The organism is Pannonibacter sp. I15F10I1, assembly GCF_900185665.1.
Classification (GTDB): domain Bacteria; phylum Pseudomonadota; class Alphaproteobacteria; order Rhizobiales; family Stappiaceae; genus Pannonibacter; species Pannonibacter indicus.
Map to the genome: position 1 here is coordinate 247,162 of NZ_FYAN01000029.1, position 16,778 is coordinate 263,939.

Sequence of the window (16,778 nt, forward strand, 5' to 3'; positions counted from 1 at the left end):
AGCTGGGGAGTGATGATGCAGCGTGTGACCATTCATGATGTGGCGGCGCGGGCCGGAGTGAGCCTTGCCACCGTCGACAGGGTGCTGAACGGCAGGCCGGGTGTGCGGGCCGCAACGGTGGAGCGGGTTGAAACGGCCGTGCGGGACCTGGGCTATACGCCCGATGTCCATGCCGCCAACCTGGCCAAACGCCGCCGCTACCGGCTGCATTTCCTCATTCCCCAGAGCACCAACGCCTTCATGGAAGACCTGAAGCGCGAGGCGGAACAGGTGGCGCTGCGTGTTGCGGGCGAGCGGGTGGTGATGACCATCACCCCCATCGACGCCTTTGACAGCCATTCGGTCGCCGGAACACTGGCCGTACTCGACAAGAGCATCTGCGACGGGGTGGCCGTGGTTGCACCCAGCTCGCCGGAAGTGCGTGCCGCCATCGACCGGCTGGCCATGCGGGACGTGCCTGTGGTCACCCTCATCTCCGATCATCCGGCCTCGGCGCGCGCGCATTTTGCCGGCATCGACAATGTGGCGGCGGGGCGCTCTGCCGGGCAGCTGCTCGCCCGGTTCATTGCCGGAAACCGCCCCGGCTCCACGGCCAAGGTCGGCTTCATCGCGGGCTCGCTGGGCCTGCGCGACCATGCGGAGCGCCACGGCAGCTGCCTTGAGGTGCTGGAAGAGCTTCAGCCCGGATTGCAGGCGCTGAAAGTGCGCGAGGGCCGCGATGACAATGAGCGCACCCGTGACATCACCCTGCGCCTGCTCGACGAGCATCCGGACCTCGAAGGGCTCTACAATGCGGGCGGCGGCAACCGGGGTGTCATTTCGGCGCTGGAGGAACGCGGCGTGGCGCGGCAGGTGACCTTCATCGCCCATGAACTGACGCCCTATACCCGCCGGGCGCTGCTCGACGGCACCATTGATGCGCTGATCGCCCAGAACCCCGGCCACGAGATCCGCAGCGCAGTCCGGGTGCTGAAGGCGCTGATTGACGGCACGCCGGTGATCGCGGAACAGGAGCGGATCGGCATCGACATCTTCTTGCCGGGTAATCTGCCCCCGGAGGAGGCAAAAACCTGACGTATCGGCAACAAGTCCGTAAGCCGCAGAATACTGCGATCCTTACGCGTTTACCCCATTGACGGTTGCCCCTCTTGAGGACATATTAAAACCTATGCGTCTTACTCAACAAACCAACTATGCCGTTCGCACGCTGATGTACTGCGCAGCGAACCCGGACCGTCCCAGCAAGGTGGCAGAGATTGCCGCCAGCTTCGGCATGTCCGAAACGCACCTGTTCAAGATCATGAAGATCCTGGTGGATGCGGACCTCATCAAGACCCTTCGCGGCCGCAATGGCGGGATCGTTCTGGCGAGACCCGCCGACCAGATCACGCTGGGCGAGGTTGTGCGGGTTGCCGAAGAATCCTTCTATCTGGCGGAATGCTTCAACTCCGGCCGGAAGGATTGCCCGATCCTGACGACCTGCGGCTTCAACGGCGTGCTGCACGAAGCGCTGGAGGCCTTCATGGACGTGCTGGACAGCAAGACCATCGAAGACATCTCCGAGAACCGCACGGATCTGCGCCAGCTGCTGAACATCGGCGAAATTTCTCTCGCCGCCGCCAGCTGACCGGTTCCCCGCGACGGCAGGCCGCAAGGCGATTGCATTGAGACGCCGGTCCTGACAGGTCCGGCGTTTTTTCTTGGGCAGCAACGGTCAGGCGCTCATGCCGCGACAACCGGAGGGTTGCGCTCAGGTGACTGGCTGTTCCGGAAAATCTGTTCGGGGAAATCTGTTCGGGGAGAGATTGCCTCAAAGGGCAGAATCGGGCCCGCAGGCCTCCCCGCTTGAAGCGGGGAACGCCGGGCTGGCTTGCTGTCTGAGGGAGAGGAGAAAACAGCTGGCTTGCCAGGCATTTTGACTGAAGGTCAGCCTCCTGAGGGCATGTGGTTCGAAGGACGCGATTTCCGAAGCACCGCCGCTCAGGCCTTGTCTTGATAGCTTATTATGAGTATTACAGTCAAGTTAAATGTTGCGGGTGCACCGCACATTGGAACTTGTCCAAACTGTTGAGCTGTCGAGGTAATTTCATGCGCCACGTTCCCCCCTCCCACGCCGTGCCCAGCCAGAACAGCCTGCGCCAGGAAAAGCTGAGCCTTCCGGGCATGCGCAAGAGCGCTGCGGCAGACCATAACGGCATGCTGGACAGCACCTCCCTGTTCAAGGGCTCGCGCGAAGTGCGCATCCGGCACAATGACGAGACCTACCGGCTGACGATCACCAAGCTCGGCAAGCTGATTCTGACAAAATGACGCAGGGAGGGGTCACGAAGGCCTTGCGCGCGCCGCAAACTGCGCGCAAGTGAAGGCGTCTGGTCACGCGGCAGGAATCATGCCCGGCCAGCGCCTTTTCTTGCCGGAGTGCATCCTGACATGGCTTCCCTTCCCGTTCCGCTGGTGACCATCGGTCTCCTGCTGGCCTCCAATATCTTCATGACTTTCGCCTGGTATGGCCATCTGAAGTTCAAGAGCACCGCGCTCTGGATCGTCATCATGGTCAGCTGGGGCATCGCCTTTTTCGAATATTGCCTGCAGGTTCCTGCCAACCGTATCGGCTACGGCTATTTCAATGCTGCCGAATTGAAGACCATTCAGGAAGTCCTGACGCTGACGGTCTTCGTGCTCTTCTCCGTTTTCTATCTGGGCGAGCCGCTGCGCTTCAATCACCTGATCGGCTTCTCGCTGATCGCCGTTGGCGCTGGCTTCATCTTCCGCGGCTGATCACCACCGCATCCAAACAAAAACCGGCAGTCGTCAAAAACGCAGCCATAGCCTTTCCGTCGTCATCCCGGACGCAGCGAAGCGGAGATCCGGGACCGGTGAGCCACGGTCTTGCGGCTCTAGCTCTTGGGACAACCAACTTACACCCCGGCTCACCGGTCCCGGCTCGCGCTACGCTTGGCCGGGATGACGACGGAGAGTGAACAGATCTTCAAACGAAAACCGGCAGCATTTGGGGCCGCCGGTCTCGCATGATCGCATGTCCCGGGTACCGGCCCGCAACGGGGCCGGAACCATGTCACTTCATTTCGGTCAGGACTTCGAAGCCGTTGGCGCCGACCTTGAACAGGGAGTACGCGCCCGGAACGTCACCGGCCTCGTCGAAGGAATGCTCGCCTGCAGCGCCCTGATAGTCGATGGCCTTGCCTTCGGCGATCAGCGCCTTGGCCTTCGCCCATTCGCCCGGCAGGATCGGCTCGCCGCCTTCAGCACCGGCCACCTGACGGATGGCAGCTGCCACCTTGGTCTTGTCGCCGCCTGCCTTTTCGATGGCCAAGGCCATCAGGAAAGCTGCGTCATAAGAGGTGGTGACGAAGATCGCATCCGGATCGCCACCCTTGGCCTTGAATGCCGCATTGAAGGCTTCGAGGGCTGCCGATTGCTCGCCGACCGGAGAAGACGCTACGAAGGTGGTGAGGTTGTCTGCGCCCAGCTCGCGGATCGGAGCGTCGGACTTCATGCCGTCACCGCCGACGAACTTCTCGAAGAAGCCGTTCTCCAGCGCTTCGCGCAGCATGGTCAGGCCGCTGCCATCACCATAGTCGAAGATGACGAGCGTGTCGGCACCGCCCTTGGCGAGTTCAGCGAGGTTCGAGCGGTAGGAGGCGCGCTCGCCTTCATGGGCGGCAAAACCGGCGATCTCTCCGCCGATCTCTTCATATTCAGCCTTGAAGGCATTGGCGAGGCCGGAGCCATAGTCATTATTGAGGTAGGCGACAGCCACCTTGCCATAGCCCTGCTCCTTCAGGGTACGGGCAAGAGCACGGCCCTGGAAGTCGTCGGACGGCACGGTGCGGAACACGGTGTCATTGTCCTTCAGGCTGGTGATTTCCGGCGAGGTGCCCGACGGGGTGATCAGCGCGATGCCGGCCGGGATGGTGACCGAGTTGGCAGCGGCAATCACGGCGCCCGAGCAATGCGGGCCGACGATGCCGACAACGCCGTCGATGTTCACGGCCTTGGTGGCGGCGTCCGTGCCGTTCTGCGGGTTGCAGGCGCTGTCGCCGATGACCGGCACGAGCTTTTCACCGGCCAGAATGCCGCCCTGCTCGTTCACTTCGGCAATCGCCATCTGGGCCGAATCAATCATGGCCGGAGCCATGGCCGCAATCGGGCCGGAAATGCCGCCGAGCAGGCCAATCTTCACATCTGCCTCGGCCGGAACGCTGGCCAGAGCAGTCGCGGCCAGGAGCGAACCTGCCAGAGCGAGAAGCTTATGCGTCATTTCATTACCTCCACAAAGCGGGGGCTTTTGCCCCTCATTGCAAACTTCAGTCCCGCGGCCAGGTCAGGCACCAGTCCCCTGCTTCTGCGGCCTGGGCGGGTTTTCCGGAAGGGTTTCCGGCAACAGCCCCTCGGAGCGGAAGCGCAGGACCAGCTGCAGCATCAACCCGATGAGGAAGACGCGGATGTACTTGGCCTTGACCGCATATTCATGCGGCAGGCGGTCCGTTGCAATCTCTGAAACGGACCAGATGATCCATACAATCGCCGCACCCAGGATTGCTCCCCTGTTATTGCCCGACCCGCCGAGGATCAGCATGATCCAGACGAGGAAGGTGGCAATCATCGGGTCGATGGCTTCCGGGGTGATGGCGCGGTTGAAATGGGCGAAGAGCGCCCCGCCAAGACCCATCAGCGCCGCGCCGAAGATGAAGGACTGCAGGCGGCGGTAGGCAATGTCCTTGCCCATGGCGGTGGCGGCCAGCTCGTTGTCACGGATGGCGCGCATCATGCGGCCCCAGGGCGAATTGATCTGCCGCTGGATCAGCATGTAGGCAATGCCCAGCACCACGATGACAATGGCGAGATAGGCCATCTGCGACTGCACATAGGGCAGATCGCCGAAGGGGCGCGGAATGCGCGTGATGCCGCGTGCGCCGCCCGTCAATGCATCTTCGGACTTGATGACGAGGCGGATGATCTCGGCAATGCCGATGGTGGCGATGGCGAGATAGTCGGAGCGGAAGCGCAGACAGATCTTGCCGATCGGCCAGGCGATGGCGCCTGCCATCAGCATGGCTCCTGCCCACCCGGCAAGAACCGGCAGATCAAAACCGCCAAGCCGGCCAGCCACATGCGGGCTCGTCAGGATCGCCGAGGTGTAGGCCCCGACGGCAAAGAAGCCCGCGATACCGGCATTGAACAGGCCGGTGAAGCCCCACTGAATGTTCAGCCCCAGCGCCAGAAGCGCGTAGATGCCGATGAAGACGCCCATGAACAGGGCGTAGTTTGCAAGGCCAATGAGTTCCATTGCGCAATCTCCCCGTCAGAGCACCTTGCCGCGCAGAAGCCCGGTGGGCCGCACCAGCAGCATGAACAGCAGAATCGCGAAGGCCATTGCCGCCTTGTATTCACTGGGAATGAACACCACGGAGACCTCTTCGGCGATGCCCACAATGAGGCCGCCCAGCACGGCACCTTCCACGCGGCCGACGCCGCCTAGAATGGCAGCCGCGAACATCGGCAGCAGCATGGACCAGCCCATCATCGGCTTCAGCTCGGTGTTGAGCCCCAGGAACACGCCGGCCGCCGCGCACAGGCCGCCCGCGATCATCCATGTCAGCATGACGACCTTGCGGTTGTCGATGCCCGACAGCAGCGCCAGGTTGGGATTGTCCGACATGGCGCGCATGGCCTTGCCCCACTTGGAGCGGGACAGGAACAGCTGCAGGCCGGCCACCAGCGCCAGCATGGCGATGAGGGTGTAGATCTCCCGGTCGCGCACCCGGATGCCGAAGTAGTTCTCCGGCCGCACCAGCCCGCGGGAATAGGTCTGGGTATCGACACCCCAGACCACCTGCACCACGGCGCGGATCATCAGGGCCGCACCCAGCGTTGCCATCACGGTGATGATCTTGGGCCGGTTGCGCAGGTGCTCGTAGAACACCTTGTCGAGCCCCACCGCCACGCCCGCTGTCGCCAGGATGGCAAAGGGCAGCGCCGCCAGAGGCGGAATGCCAAGGGCCGTCACCAGCGCCAGCGCCAGGAAGGCACCGAGCGTTGCCAGATCACCATGGGCCAGATGCGCAAAGCGCAGGATCCCAAACACCAGCGTGATGCCGACGGCACCCAGCGCATAGATGGAGCCCATGACGAGCCCCGGCACGATGTAGAAATTGATGAAATCCAGAAAGGTCATCTTGTCTCAGCCTCACCCGCCCAGGAACATTTCTGCGACCTCGCGGTCGGCGAGAAGCGCCTGCCCCGTGCCTTCGTGCCGGTTGGCACCTGCCGCCAGCACATAGGCCCGGTCGGCAAAGGCAAGGGCCTGCTTGGCATGCTGCTCCACCAGCAGGATGGCGACGCCCGTATCGCGGACATCGCGGCTGATCTGGAAGATCTGCTCCATGTATTTCGGCGAAAGGCCCGCCGTCGGCTCGTCCAGCAGCAGGAGCTTGGGGTCGAGCATCAGGGCCCGGCCCATGGCCACCATCTGCCGCTGCCCGCCGGAGAGATTGCCCGCCGGCGTCTTGCGGCGCGCCTTCAAGTCAGGGAACAGCGTGTATACCCGGTCAAAGGCGGCCGAGAGATCGCCCTTGCGCAGGAAGGCACCCATTTCGAGATTCTCGTGGATGCTCATTTCGCGGAAGATATTGTCCACCTGCGGCACGTAGCAGATGCCGCGCTGGACGATCTGGTTCGGCGCCCAGTTGGTGATGTCGGTGCCGTCGAAGGTGATGGAGCCGCCGCGAATGGTGAGAAGGCCGAAGATGGCCTTCATCGCGGTGGATTTGCCCGCCCCGTTGGGGCCGACGATGACCACGATCTCGCGGTCATTCACCGTCATCGACACCTGATTGAGAATGTTGGTCTCGCCATAGCCCCCGGTGAGGGACTGCATCGTCAGGAGCGCGCTCATGCTGCATCTCCCTGCGTTTCACCGAGATAGGCTTCGAGCACCCTTGGATCGGAACGCACGGTCTGGAAGTCCCCGGCAATCAGCACCTTGCCCTCGGCCATGCAGACGACCGGATGGCAGAGCTTCTCGATCATCTCCATGTCATGCTCGATGAGGATGAAGGTGTAGCCGCGCTCCCGGTTGAGGATCTGGATCTTTTCTTCCAGCTTGCGCAGGAGGGTGCGGTTGACGCCGGCCGCAGGCTCGTCCAGCAGCACCAGCTTCGCATCCGTCATCATGGTGCGGCCCAGTTCCAGCAGCTTCTTCTGGCCGCCGGAGAGATTGCCGGCCCGCTCGCCCGCCACATGGGTGAGTTCGAGGAAGTCCAGCGTTTCCCAGGCCCGGCGGACCACCTCCGCCTCTGTGCTGGCCACCTTGCCCCAGTTGAACCAGTTGGCCAGCAGGTTCTCGCCCGGCTGGGCCGGGGCCACCATCATCAGATTTTCCAGCGCCGTCAGCCGGTGAAACTCGTGCGGGATCTGGAAGGTGCGCACCAGTCCCTTGTGGAACAGCTTGTTGGCCGGCAGGCCGGTCACATCCTCACCGCAGAAGCGGATCTTGCCCGCCACCGGAGGAAATGCACCTGCAATGAGATTGAAAAGCGTCGTCTTGCCAGCGCCATTGGGTCCGATCAGGCCTGTGATCGTGCCTTCCTTCACCTGGAAGGTACAGTGATCAACAGCCGTGAAGCCGCCAAACTGCATGACAAGCTGGTCGAGTTCCAGCATCTGATTTTCCCCGCCGCTGCGATTGACAGCGCCCTTATTGTTTCTTTTTGCGCCCGGTGTCAGATTTCCCTCAGTCCCTCGCAAGCGTGCGCAGGACAGCCCTGACAGGCGCCGCATCCAGTCCTTCTAGCCGGATGGGCAGAGCAATCAACTCATAATCCCCCGGTTCGACGCCCGCCAGTACCAGATTTTCCAGAATTCGCATGTCATGGCGAAACACGGTCATGTGAGAGGGAAGATCCTTGGACGTGTCCGGATCAACCGACGGCACATCGACACCCACCAGCCGCACGCCCCGGGAGGCCAGCAGTTCGACCGTCTCCGGCGCCAGAGTGCGGAAGCCTTCCGGCCACACATCCGGATCAAGGCTCTCTTCGCAGCGCAGGAGCACCCGTTGCGGCACGTCCGTCAGCGCTGCTTCAATATCCTGCGGCTCGACGAGGGGGCCAGCACCTCTTGCGTCGATCACCCGGGCCGGACCGATGTAGTCCTCCAGCGCCAGCTGATCGATCGTGGCGCCCTCTTTCGCATAGTGCAGCGGCGCGTCCGCATGGGCGCCGCAATGCACGGACATGGAGAAAGCCGCCACATTGACCGGGCAGCCGGGACCAATGGAGAAGGTCTGCCGCAGCTCGAAGCGCGCGTCACCCGGAAAGACGGCAGAACTGGACCGAAGCGGCGGGGTTATGTCGATAAGACGGGACAAAGCGAACTCCGGTTACAGCCAGCAATACCAACTCTCACTGGGCCTCACTCATTGAAAGCCGGTCAAGCCGGTGCGGCGCCGGAGCAATCAAGGCGGGATGCGCCAGCATCCCGAAGCCTTGGCCTGACAACGCCCGATGAAGCGCGGAAGCAGTCTGCCGATGAGATTACTTTAAATTTAAAATATATCAAGAGCGCCTTTTCGCCTCCCCTGACAAGGCCGAACCAGCTGGCTGGCCGGAGACGCTTTCCCGGATACCAAAACTGCACGCCTTATAACCACTTGGATTCAACCAGAGATAAATACAACGGCATCTGCTGCCCTGAACAGACAAGATGTGAAATGAAATTCTAAGTATTTTCAATCTCTTCCATATTCCGGCTGTCCGTACCTATTTACCATAACCATCCACCTGAGCGGCGTTAAAACCTGAAAGCGGCATAGTCTCAAACGAATTTGGCAACGCGCATGCATTAAAATTTACTTATTCGTAACTATCCCGATTAAGGCTTGGAAAACACATTCAATGAATACTGATACATGAGAATGCGATTAGAGATTGAAAGAGGCTTGGCATTTCTTTGGATTCTTCGAAGTCTGTCAAGCTTCACGATATCAACGCCAGATCGTCATTGTAGATATATATGCTGATTTTCGAAAATTGACCCCAAGGATATACGGCACCAGTTAAATGAAGTCAGTGACGGACGATATCTTCCAGATTTGCGAGGTGGAAGCAGGAGAGCTGCTTGCCCAGCTCGGCCGTATCTCGACCGCACTCTGGATCTATGACTTTGATCTGAAGCGTATCCTGTGGGCCAATGCCGGTGGCCTCGATGTGTGGGGAGCTTCGAGCATCGAACACCTGCGCTCCCGTGACCTCGGCTCCGATATGTCCCGGGCGGTCGCCGAACGGCTGAACCAGTACAAGGCCGACTTCCAGCGGAGCGATACGCGTTTTGCCGAAACCTGGACACTTTACCCTCTTGGGGAACCCAAAACGCTGCAGGTGATATTCCGGGGAATCCGCCTGAAGGACGGGCGCACCGGCATGCTGTGCGAAGGCATCGTCAACCACGAAATCAGGCCGGAGACCCTGCGCAGTGCTGAAGCGCTGCTGCATACGCCGGTCATGATCTCCCTGTTCTCGCGCAATGGCGCGCCGCTCTACCGCAATCCAGCCTCACGCGCATCGCAGATCGAAGCCGATCTCACCCTCCAGAACCGGCTTGTCGACGGAACCATCGCTGAGGCCCTGATGGGAGCCCTCGACTACGGCTCGGATTGCAAGGTCGTGGCCCAGACCCGCACCACACATGGCATCCGCTGGCACGAGATTACAGCCAGAACCTGCCGCGATGCGGTCACCGGCGTGCAGGCCTATCTGGTCAGCGAGATTGATGTCACCGAGCTGAAGGAAACCCAGGAACGGGCCAGATTCCTGGCGGACCACGACTTCCTGACCGGATTGCCGAACCGGCTCTATCTTCAGTCTCAACTCCCGGCCATGATCAATGCGTCCCTGACCGAAGGCCGGAGCCTCTACCTCTATTTCATCGATCTCAATGGCTTCAAGGCCATCAACGATACCCTTGGCCATGTCACCGGCGATCTGCTGCTGAGTGCAGCCGCGGCGCGGCTGTCCGGCTTTGCGGGTGACAAAGGTACGGTGGCACGGCTCGGCGGCGATGAGTTCATTGTCTGCATTCCTGACCGGATGAACGGCCTCAACCCGCAGGACTTCGGCCGGCAGCTGCTGGATCTGTTCATCGAGCCCATGGACATTGGCGGTCAGATGCTGCAGGTCACCGCCGCCGCAGGGATGAGCGTCTGCCCGGACGACGGCAAGGACATGGACACCCTGATGCGTCATGGCGACCTTGCGCTTTACGAGGCGCGGGGCGGGCGGGCCAACAAGGTCACCCCGTTCTCCATGGACCTGCGCCAGCGCCTTGATGAACGTGTGGCGCTGGAACAGGACCTCTGGCGGGCGCTGGAGAACAACGAGTTCCTCCTGCATTTCCAGCCGCGCGTCTGCGTCAAGACCGGCGCGATCCTTTCGGCCGAAGCCCTGATCCGGTGGCAGCATCCCAGGCGCGGCCTGTTGAGCCCCGGCAGCTTCATCCCGGCCTGCGAAGAGACCGGCATGATCGTGGAGGTGGGCGAATGGGTCTACCGGCAAGTGGCGCTGCACCAGAGGCATCTGCAAGACGCTGGCATTGACATCAGCCTGTCGCTGAACCTGTCCGTGCGCCAATTCCAGGATCAGGAGCTGATCGAAAAGCTTCTGCTGCTGCCGCAGGAGACCGGCTGCGATCCGCGCAAGATCGGCTTCGAGATCACCGAATCCATGCTTCTGGGCGACAGTCCGTCCGTCCGCTTCTCCCTGTCACGCCTGAAGAAGTGCGGCTACAATATCCTGATCGATGATTTCGGCACCGGCTATTCCAACCTTGCCTATTTGCAGAACTATCCGATTGACGTGCTGAAGATCGACCGCACCTTCATCAATGACCTGAAGACGGCAGCTCCGATCACCCGGCTGATCATCTCCCTCGGCAATGTGCTGAATGTGCGGATCGTGGCGGAAGGCGTCGAGACGGCCGAACAGCTTGAGTGGCTGCGGGCCAATGGCTGCGACGAGTATCAGGGCTTCCACTTCAGCCGCCCGGTCCCCTTTGCGGATCTTATCCTGCAGTGTGAAGAGGATCAGGAGCGGCGGCGCAACCAGTCCAAGGTGTTGAAAGTGCGCAAGCCCCGGCAGGCCATCCCCCGCCGGGCCTGATCCGGTCCCGATGAGACTGGCTCACCGGGACCTGCGGTGAGGTCACAGATCGGCGCGCAGATCCCACAGTTCGGGGAAAAGCACCACCTCCAGCATGCGCCGCAGATAGACCACGCCGCTGGTGCCGCCGGTGCCGCGCTTGAAGCCGATCACCCGCTCCACCGTGGTCACATGGTTGAAGCGCCAGCGCCGGAAGTAATCCTCGAAATCCACCAGCTTCTCGGCCAGCTCATAGAGCGTCCAGTAGCGCGCCGGGTCCCGGTAGACCTCGATCCAGGCGGCCCGCACCGTCTCATCCGCCGCATAGGGCTGCGACACATCCCGGTTCAGCATCGCTTCCGAAATCTCGAAGCCGGAGCGGGCCAGCAGGCGGATCGCCTCATCGTAGAGGCTGGTTTCCTGGCGGATGCCCTCCAGCCAGCCGTGAACCTCCGGCACATGCTCGTGCGGGCGCATCATGGCCGCATTCTTGTTGCCGGCCATGAACTCGATCGCCCGGTACTGGAACGACTGGAAGCCGGAAGACTGGCCGAGCGCCGCGCGGAAGGTGGTGTAGTCGCTGGGCGTCATCGTGCGCAGCACATCCCAGGCCGAATTCAGCTGCTCGAAAATCCGCGCCACGCGGGTGAGCAGCTTGAAGGCCGGCTGAGCGTTGCCGCTGGCGATATGGGCCTTGGCTGAAGCCAGTTCATGCAGCGCCAGTTTCATCCACAATTCGGATGTCTGGTGCTGGATGATGAACAGCAACTCGTCATCGGCCTTGGACAGAGGCGCCTGTGCCGTCAGGATCTTGTCCAGCGACAGGTAGTCGCCATAGGACATGCGCCCGTCAAAACGCATCTGCGCGCCGTCTTCCGAGGGATCATAGGGGGTCTTGGCGGTCATCTCAGGTCACCTTGGCGCGGGTCTTGAACTGCGGTGCATCCCAGCTGCGGGTAGCGAGAATGTCCGCCAGAATATCGACAGCCTTCACCACATCGCCGTGAGAGAGATAGAGCGGGGTAAAGCCGAAGCGGACGATGTCCGGTGCGCGGAAATCGCCGATGACGCCGCGTGCGATCAGTGCCTGCATCAGGGCATAGCCCTCGGCAAAGCGGAAGGAGACCTGGCTGCCGCGCTCATCCGCATTGCGCGGGCTCGCCAGTTCCAGACCCTCGCAGCGGCTTTCCACCTCCTTGATGAACAGTTCGCACAGGGAAACGGATTTGGCCCGCAGCACGTCCATATCTACATCGTCAAACACATCCAGCGCCGCATCCAGGGCGGAGAGCGACAGGATCGGCGGCGTGCCGACGCGGAACTGGTCGACGCCCCTGGCGCCGCGGTAATCGAGATCAAAGGCAAACGGCGCATCGTGGCCCATCCAGCCGTTCAGCGGCTGGCGGGCAACGGCCTGGTGCCGCTCTGCCACATAAAGGAAAGCCGGAGCACCGGGGCCGCCGTTCAGATACTTGTAGCCGCAGCCGATGGCAAAATCGGCGCCGCAGGCATCCAGCTCCACCTTGAAGGCACCGGCGGAATGGGCGAGATCCCAGATAGCAAGAGCTCCAGCCTCATGGGCAAGGCGGGTCAGCGCCGCCATGTCATGACGGCGGCCCGTACGGTAGTCGACCTGGGTGATCATCATCACCGCGACCTCGTCCGTGATGGCATCCGCAACCTCTTCCGGCTCGACAAGACGCAGCTCATGACCAGCACCCAGCAGGTCCCGCAGGCCCTGCGCCATGTAAAGATCGGTCGGGAAATTGCCCGTGTCGGAGAAGATCACCTTGCGCTCCGGGCGCAGGGCAAGGGCAGCCGAGAGCACCTTGAACAGGTTGATCGACGTGCTGTCACCGGCAATCACCGTGCCGGGCGCGGCGCCCACCAGACGGCCGATCCGGTCACCCACACGGCGTGGCAGATCCACCCAGTCATGCTCGTTCCAGGCGCGGATGAGGCTCTCGCCCCACTGCTTGCTCACCACATCGGCCACCCGCTGCGGCACATGGGCGGGCAACGTGCCAAGGGAGTTGCCATCCAGATAGATGACGCCCTCGGGCAGGGCAAAGGCGGCACGCTTGGGCCCAAGCGGATCGCCCTGATCAAGCGGATGAACGCTGGATGTTCCGGACATGAAATCTCCCTCAGTCGGTCTTGCCGCGCCCTCTGGGCGCACTGCCGCAGCAACGGCTGCCTCATGCGGTCACGCTAACAGCGGACCTGCACGCTCGCAAGGATTATATATAATTTGACAGGTCATATATTCCTGCTCAGATGCACGGGAAATCTCAACCGGGACCACCGAGCGGAATGCCGAAGACGGAAGACGCCTACAACGCCCTGCGCAGTGCCATTCTGGAATGCACCCTGCCTCCGGATGCGCCGCTGACAGTTTCCCTGTTGAAGGAGCGGTTCGGCTTTGGCTGGACGCCGCTGCGCGAGGCGTTGTCGCGGCTGGAGGCAGAGCGGCTGGTGGTGCTGATGCCAAATCGCGGCTACAGGGTCTGCGGCGTCTCGGCGGAAAGCCTGCGCGATCTTCAGGACGCGCGGCTTGCCATAGAGCCAAGGCTTTTCATCCGCTCCATTGCCGAGGGCGGGGAAGAGTGGGAAGGGCGTGTGGTCGCGGCCCATCACCAGCTGGCTTCAACGCCCGTGCCGGTGCCGCATGCGGCGCGCGATGCCATCCACCTGTGGGAGCGGCGGCACGATGCCTTTCACGCAGCCCTTCTCTCGGGCACGCAGGCCCCCTGGCTGCAGCTTTTTGCCAGCCAGGTAAATGACCAGCTCCGGCGCCACCAGCGGCATATGCTCAGCTCTCTGGAGGTGCGCGCCCGCATGGATGACGATCCGCAAGGGCGGCTGCGGGAGACCTATGAGAAAACGCTTGGCCTTGGCCCGCACACGGAGCTGATGCAGGCCGCTCTCGACCGCGACGCGGACCGCGCTTCCCGCCTTCTGACGGATCATATCGGCTTTTCGCTCGCGGTTTTTGAGGCTTTGTGGTCCTGAGGCCCTGACATTGCTCCGTGTGCGTGGCACTTCTTGCTGAATTGAACCTTCGCGGTGCCGCCGGACGCAGCCAGACAATGGGACGCAGCATCACACTGGCACGCCCGAAAATACAAAGAGACCTCGACCGGAGGCCTCGCCGTGAATATTGTCGAATGTTGAAACCCTGACGGGAGACGGGAGCTTGCTCGCGTCAGCAGGAGAGCGGGCCACTGCGGCCCGCAGCGGGAGAACCATCTTGCAGCAGACAGCACTTCTTCTCAGCGCCACCCCCATCTATGCCGGGATTCTGGGGCTGGTCTATCTCTTCCTGAGTTTTCGCGTCGTCAGCCGCCGCAAGAGCCTGCAGCTGGCGCTGGGTGATGGCGGCGACGCCGAACTGCTGCGCCGTCAGCGCGTGCACGGCAACTTTGCCGAATATGTGCCGCTGGTGCTGATCCTGATCCTCATGTGCGAATTGCAGGGGGCACCGGTTCTGCTCGTGCATGCCCTCGGTCTTGCTTTCACGACCGGCCGCATATCGCACGCCTATGGCGTTTCCCAGCCGAAGGAGCAGCTGATCTTCCGGATGACCGGCATGATCCTCACCTTTGCCACGCTCGCCATCTCTGCGGTCACGGGCATCGTGCTGGCGGTGGTGTGAATCAGGTCCCGGCGGGAAGACCAATCGCCCGTCAAAAAGCAAAGCCCGGATAGCCTGCAAGCTGTCCGGGCTTTTTCATGTCACACGCCCCAGACGGCGGCGCGGTCGTGGTACATGCGCTCTTCCATGGCCTTGGTGTAGGACGCGCATTCCTTGATGTAGGCGATGTAGGAGGCGTGCACTTTTTCGGCTACGGCATCCCCTTGCGGATAGGCCTCCAGCACCTCGCGCGAGGCCTTGCCCAGCGCCGCCACCACATCATCCGGGAAGGCCGAGACCTTGGCGCCCTTGCTGACGAGATCGGCCAGAACGCGGGTGTTGTTGTAGCGGAACTCGGCAATCGTATCCTCGCCCTGCGCCTGTGCGGCGCTGGCGAAGATGGCCTGCAGCGACGGGGACATGTTGCCCCAGACATTCTGGTTCACGATCATCTCCAGCGCCGCGCCCGGCTCGTGGAAGGCCGGCAGGTAGTAGTAGGGCGCGATCTTGTAGAGCCCCAGCGCCACATCGTTCCACGGGCCTACGAACTCGGCCGCATCGACAACGCCGGACTGAAGAGCCGGATAGATTTCCGGCGGCGGGGTCAGCACGGTGACGACGCCCAGCTTGCGCATCACATCGCCGCCAAGACCGGCAATGCGCATCTTGAGGCCTGCCAGATCATCCAGCTTGGTGACCGGGTTCTTGAACCAGCCGCCAGCCTGCGCACCCGATCCGCCCGCATAGAACGGCTTCACGCCGAACGGGGCATAGGCCTCGTCCCACAGCGCCTGACCGCCGCCATAAGCGATCCAGCCCGACAGTTCGGACTGTTCCAGACCGTAAGGCACGGTCGTGTAGTACATGGCCGCGCGCACCTTGCCCGCATGGTAATAGGACGCCGTATGGCCCATGTCGGCTGCACCGCTCGACACCGCGCCGAACACCTCGAAGGGAGGCACCAGTTCACCGCCGCCGTAATAGGTGATCTTCACCTTGCCATCGCTCATCGCCTCGATGCGCTTGGCAAGCTTTTCAGCCCCGGTGCCAACACCGGGGAAGCCGCGCGGGAAGCCGCCCACGAGCTTGAGGTTCAGCGTTGCCTGCGCAAGGGCGGGCGCTGCAAGGGCAGGCGCGGCCGCAGCCGCAAGCGCACCCGTTTTCAGAAAATCACGGCGTTTCATTGATTGACCTCCCGGCGGGCTTCGAGCCCGAAGCAGAATTTCCACCTGTGATCGTAGACCGCATCAAGGCCGCTTGACCAGATGGAAACTGTTGTTTTTGCCCGTTCTTTCCGGGTGGGTAAGACCAGCGGATGCGGGCTTCAGTTCTGCTTCAGGCGGGTCTTCTGGGCGTGTTCGATATGACGGCGGGCAGCCGTCTCTGCGGCATCGAGATCGCGTGAGGCAATGGCCCGCACGATGGCGGCATGCTCTTCAATGGCCGTCTCGCGCCGCTCGGGTGTGTCCAGCGTCGTGCCGGCCATCAGGATCATCGACAGGCGCAGATGGTCGATCTGGCCGACGAGATAGCGGTTGTGGGAGGCGAGATAAATGCGCCGGTGAAACTCCCTGTTGGAGCGCACCATGGACTTTTCGTCCGCCACCCGCTGCCGGTCCGCCTCGACCAGTTCGGTCAGGATCTCGATTTCGGCGTTGGACGCATGCTGGGCAGCCAGGCGGGCGGCTGTGCCTTCCAGCACCTCGCGCATGTAATAGACCTCGGAAATCTGCCGGTGATCCAGCGTCGGGATGACCATGCCCCGGTTCGGCTCGTGAATGGCGAGGCCTTGCGCCTCCAGCCGCTTCAGGCCTTCGCGGATCGGTGTGCGGCTGACGCCGAAAATCTCGGCGAGCTCTGCCTCACGCAGGCGGTCGCCCGGCTTCAGCGTGCGGTCCTCGATGGCCTCCACCAGCCGGCGGTAGATTTCGGCCCCGTTCAGCCGCTCGTCGTGCCGCTCGCGGTTTCCGAAGACCTCGTCTTCGTCA

The 16,778-nt window shown here is 62.3% G+C and carries 17 protein-coding genes; 7 read left to right on the top strand and 10 right to left on the bottom strand.

Annotated elements, in window-relative coordinates:
- The first annotated feature begins 12 nt into the window (after positions 1 to 12).
- From IF10I1_RS21975 to IF10I1_RS21990, 4 genes are all read left to right on the top strand, one after another.
- Positions 13 to 1,074: a LacI family DNA-binding transcriptional regulator gene (locus IF10I1_RS21975; protein WP_082205850.1), complete on the top strand. Its 1,062-nt coding sequence runs from the start codon at positions 13 to 15 to the stop codon at positions 1,072 to 1,074.
- Positions 1,075 to 1,168: 94 nt separating this feature from the next.
- Positions 1,169 to 1,627 carry an Rrf2 family transcriptional regulator gene (locus IF10I1_RS21980; protein ID WP_082205851.1) on the top strand — a complete coding sequence of 153 codons (459 nt, stop codon included), beginning with the start codon at positions 1,169 to 1,171 and terminating at the stop codon, positions 1,625 to 1,627.
- 461 nt (positions 1,628 to 2,088) lie between these two features.
- A complete protein-coding gene (gene hemP / locus IF10I1_RS21985) occupies positions 2,089 to 2,310 on the top strand; it encodes a hemin uptake protein HemP (RefSeq protein ID WP_244274454.1) in 222 nt (73 codons plus the stop codon).
- 120 nt (positions 2,311 to 2,430) lie between these two features.
- Positions 2,431 to 2,778 carry a DMT family protein gene (locus IF10I1_RS21990; protein ID WP_050472133.1) on the top strand — a complete coding sequence of 116 codons (348 nt, stop codon included), beginning with the start codon at positions 2,431 to 2,433 and terminating at the stop codon, positions 2,776 to 2,778.
- 298 nt (positions 2,779 to 3,076) lie between these two features.
- Here IF10I1_RS21990 and IF10I1_RS21995 read toward each other — a convergent pair whose 3' ends face one another.
- The 6 genes from IF10I1_RS21995 to kynB all read right to left on the bottom strand — a co-directional run bounded on the left by IF10I1_RS21995 (position 3,077) and on the right by kynB (position 8,392).
- Positions 3,077 to 4,282 (bottom strand): ABC transporter substrate-binding protein, encoded by a 1,206-nt coding sequence (locus IF10I1_RS21995; RefSeq protein ID WP_186392139.1) that lies wholly within the window; start codon positions 4,280 to 4,282, stop codon positions 3,077 to 3,079.
- A 63-nt stretch (positions 4,283 to 4,345) separates the two neighbouring features.
- Positions 4,346 to 5,311 carry a branched-chain amino acid ABC transporter permease gene (locus IF10I1_RS22000; RefSeq protein ID WP_050472135.1) on the bottom strand — a complete coding sequence of 322 codons (966 nt, stop codon included), beginning with the start codon at positions 5,309 to 5,311 and terminating at the stop codon, positions 4,346 to 4,348.
- A 15-nt stretch (positions 5,312 to 5,326) separates the two neighbouring features.
- Positions 5,327 to 6,199 (bottom strand): branched-chain amino acid ABC transporter permease, encoded by an 873-nt coding sequence (locus tag IF10I1_RS22005; RefSeq protein WP_186392140.1) that lies wholly within the window; start codon positions 6,197 to 6,199, stop codon positions 5,327 to 5,329.
- Between the two features lie 12 nt (positions 6,200 to 6,211).
- The gene (locus IF10I1_RS22010; RefSeq protein WP_019963338.1) at positions 6,212 to 6,919 is read right to left on the bottom strand and encodes an ABC transporter ATP-binding protein; all 708 of its coding nucleotides are present in this window, start codon (positions 6,917 to 6,919) and stop codon (positions 6,212 to 6,214) included.
- Positions 6,916 to 7,686 carry an ABC transporter ATP-binding protein gene (locus tag IF10I1_RS22015; RefSeq protein WP_050472138.1) on the bottom strand — a complete coding sequence of 257 codons (771 nt, stop codon included), beginning with the start codon at positions 7,684 to 7,686 and terminating at the stop codon, positions 6,916 to 6,918. Before IF10I1_RS22015 ends, IF10I1_RS22010 begins: the two co-directional genes overlap by 4 nt.
- Before the next feature lie 70 nt (positions 7,687 to 7,756).
- A complete protein-coding gene (gene kynB / locus IF10I1_RS22020; RefSeq protein ID WP_186392141.1) occupies positions 7,757 to 8,392 on the bottom strand; it encodes an arylformamidase in 636 nt (211 codons plus the stop codon).
- Positions 8,393 to 9,083: 691 nt separating this feature from the next.
- On the opposite strand from kynB, the gene IF10I1_RS22025 reads away from it, so the two are divergent.
- Positions 9,084 to 11,177, top strand: a complete 2,094-nt coding sequence (locus tag IF10I1_RS22025; protein WP_186392142.1) for a bifunctional diguanylate cyclase/phosphodiesterase — start codon at positions 9,084 to 9,086, stop codon at positions 11,175 to 11,177.
- Between the two features lie 42 nt (positions 11,178 to 11,219).
- Here IF10I1_RS22025 and kynA read toward each other — a convergent pair whose 3' ends face one another.
- Both kynA and kynU read right to left on the bottom strand, forming a co-directional pair.
- Positions 11,220 to 12,062 carry a tryptophan 2,3-dioxygenase gene (gene kynA, locus IF10I1_RS22030; protein WP_186392143.1) on the bottom strand — a complete coding sequence of 281 codons (843 nt, stop codon included), beginning with the start codon at positions 12,060 to 12,062 and terminating at the stop codon, positions 11,220 to 11,222.
- Position 12,063: 1 nt separating this feature from the next.
- Positions 12,064 to 13,293 (bottom strand): kynureninase, encoded by a 1,230-nt coding sequence (gene kynU, locus IF10I1_RS22035; protein WP_186392144.1) that lies wholly within the window; start codon positions 13,291 to 13,293, stop codon positions 12,064 to 12,066.
- A 176-nt stretch (positions 13,294 to 13,469) separates the two neighbouring features.
- On the opposite strand from kynU, the gene IF10I1_RS22040 reads away from it, so the two are divergent.
- Both IF10I1_RS22040 and IF10I1_RS22045 read left to right on the top strand, forming a co-directional pair.
- Positions 13,470 to 14,168, top strand: coding sequence for a GntR family transcriptional regulator (locus IF10I1_RS22040; protein ID WP_186392145.1), 699 nt, complete (start codon positions 13,470 to 13,472; stop codon positions 14,166 to 14,168).
- Between the two features lie 238 nt (positions 14,169 to 14,406).
- On the top strand, positions 14,407 to 14,811 hold the full coding sequence (locus tag IF10I1_RS22045; protein ID WP_186392146.1) for an MAPEG family protein: 405 nt from the start codon (positions 14,407 to 14,409) through the stop codon (positions 14,809 to 14,811).
- 80 nt (positions 14,812 to 14,891) lie between these two features.
- On the opposite strand, the gene IF10I1_RS22050 is transcribed toward IF10I1_RS22045, so the two are convergent.
- The gene (locus tag IF10I1_RS22050; protein ID WP_186392147.1) at positions 14,892 to 15,974 is read right to left on the bottom strand and encodes a TRAP transporter substrate-binding protein; all 1,083 of its coding nucleotides are present in this window, start codon (positions 15,972 to 15,974) and stop codon (positions 14,892 to 14,894) included.
- Between the two features lie 140 nt (positions 15,975 to 16,114).
- Positions 16,115 to 16,732, bottom strand: coding sequence for a GntR family transcriptional regulator (locus IF10I1_RS22055; protein ID WP_026355445.1), 618 nt, complete (start codon positions 16,730 to 16,732; stop codon positions 16,115 to 16,117).
- Positions 16,733 to 16,778: the final 46 nt, after the last annotated feature.

What these genes read in the sequence shown, in the direction of transcription:
- kynU (WP_186392144.1), bottom strand. Translation starts at nt 13,293, where the DNA reads ATGTCCGGAACATCCAGCGTTCATCCGCTTGATCAGGGCGATCCGCTT.
- IF10I1_RS21995 (WP_186392139.1), bottom strand. Translation starts at nt 4,282, where the DNA reads ATGACGCATAAGCTTCTCGCTCTGGCAGGTTCGCTCCTGGCCGCGACT.
- IF10I1_RS22015 (WP_050472138.1), bottom strand. Translation starts at nt 7,686, where the DNA reads ATGCTGGAACTCGACCAGCTTGTCATGCAGTTTGGCGGCTTCACGGCT.
- IF10I1_RS22005 (WP_186392140.1), bottom strand. Translation starts at nt 6,199, where the DNA reads ATGACCTTTCTGGATTTCATCAATTTCTACATCGTGCCGGGGCTCGTC.
- IF10I1_RS22050 (WP_186392147.1), bottom strand. Translation starts at nt 15,974, where the DNA reads ATGAAACGCCGTGATTTTCTGAAAACGGGTGCGCTTGCGGCTGCGGCC.
- hemP (WP_244274454.1), top strand. Translation starts at nt 2,089, where the DNA reads ATGCGCCACGTTCCCCCCTCCCACGCCGTGCCCAGCCAGAACAGCCTG.
- IF10I1_RS22025 (WP_186392142.1), top strand. Translation starts at nt 9,084, where the DNA reads ATGAAGTCAGTGACGGACGATATCTTCCAGATTTGCGAGGTGGAAGCA.
- IF10I1_RS22010 (WP_019963338.1), bottom strand. Translation starts at nt 6,919, where the DNA reads ATGAGCGCGCTCCTGACGATGCAGTCCCTCACCGGGGGCTATGGCGAG.
- IF10I1_RS21990 (WP_050472133.1), top strand. Translation starts at nt 2,431, where the DNA reads ATGGCTTCCCTTCCCGTTCCGCTGGTGACCATCGGTCTCCTGCTGGCC.
- kynA (WP_186392143.1), bottom strand. Translation starts at nt 12,062, where the DNA reads ATGACCGCCAAGACCCCCTATGATCCCTCGGAAGACGGCGCGCAGATG.
- IF10I1_RS22000 (WP_050472135.1), bottom strand. Translation starts at nt 5,311, where the DNA reads ATGGAACTCATTGGCCTTGCAAACTACGCCCTGTTCATGGGCGTCTTC.
- IF10I1_RS21980 (WP_082205851.1), top strand. Translation starts at nt 1,169, where the DNA reads ATGCGTCTTACTCAACAAACCAACTATGCCGTTCGCACGCTGATGTAC.
- IF10I1_RS21975 (WP_082205850.1), top strand. Translation starts at nt 13, where the DNA reads ATGATGCAGCGTGTGACCATTCATGATGTGGCGGCGCGGGCCGGAGTG.
- IF10I1_RS22040 (WP_186392145.1), top strand. Translation starts at nt 13,470, where the DNA reads ATGCCGAAGACGGAAGACGCCTACAACGCCCTGCGCAGTGCCATTCTG.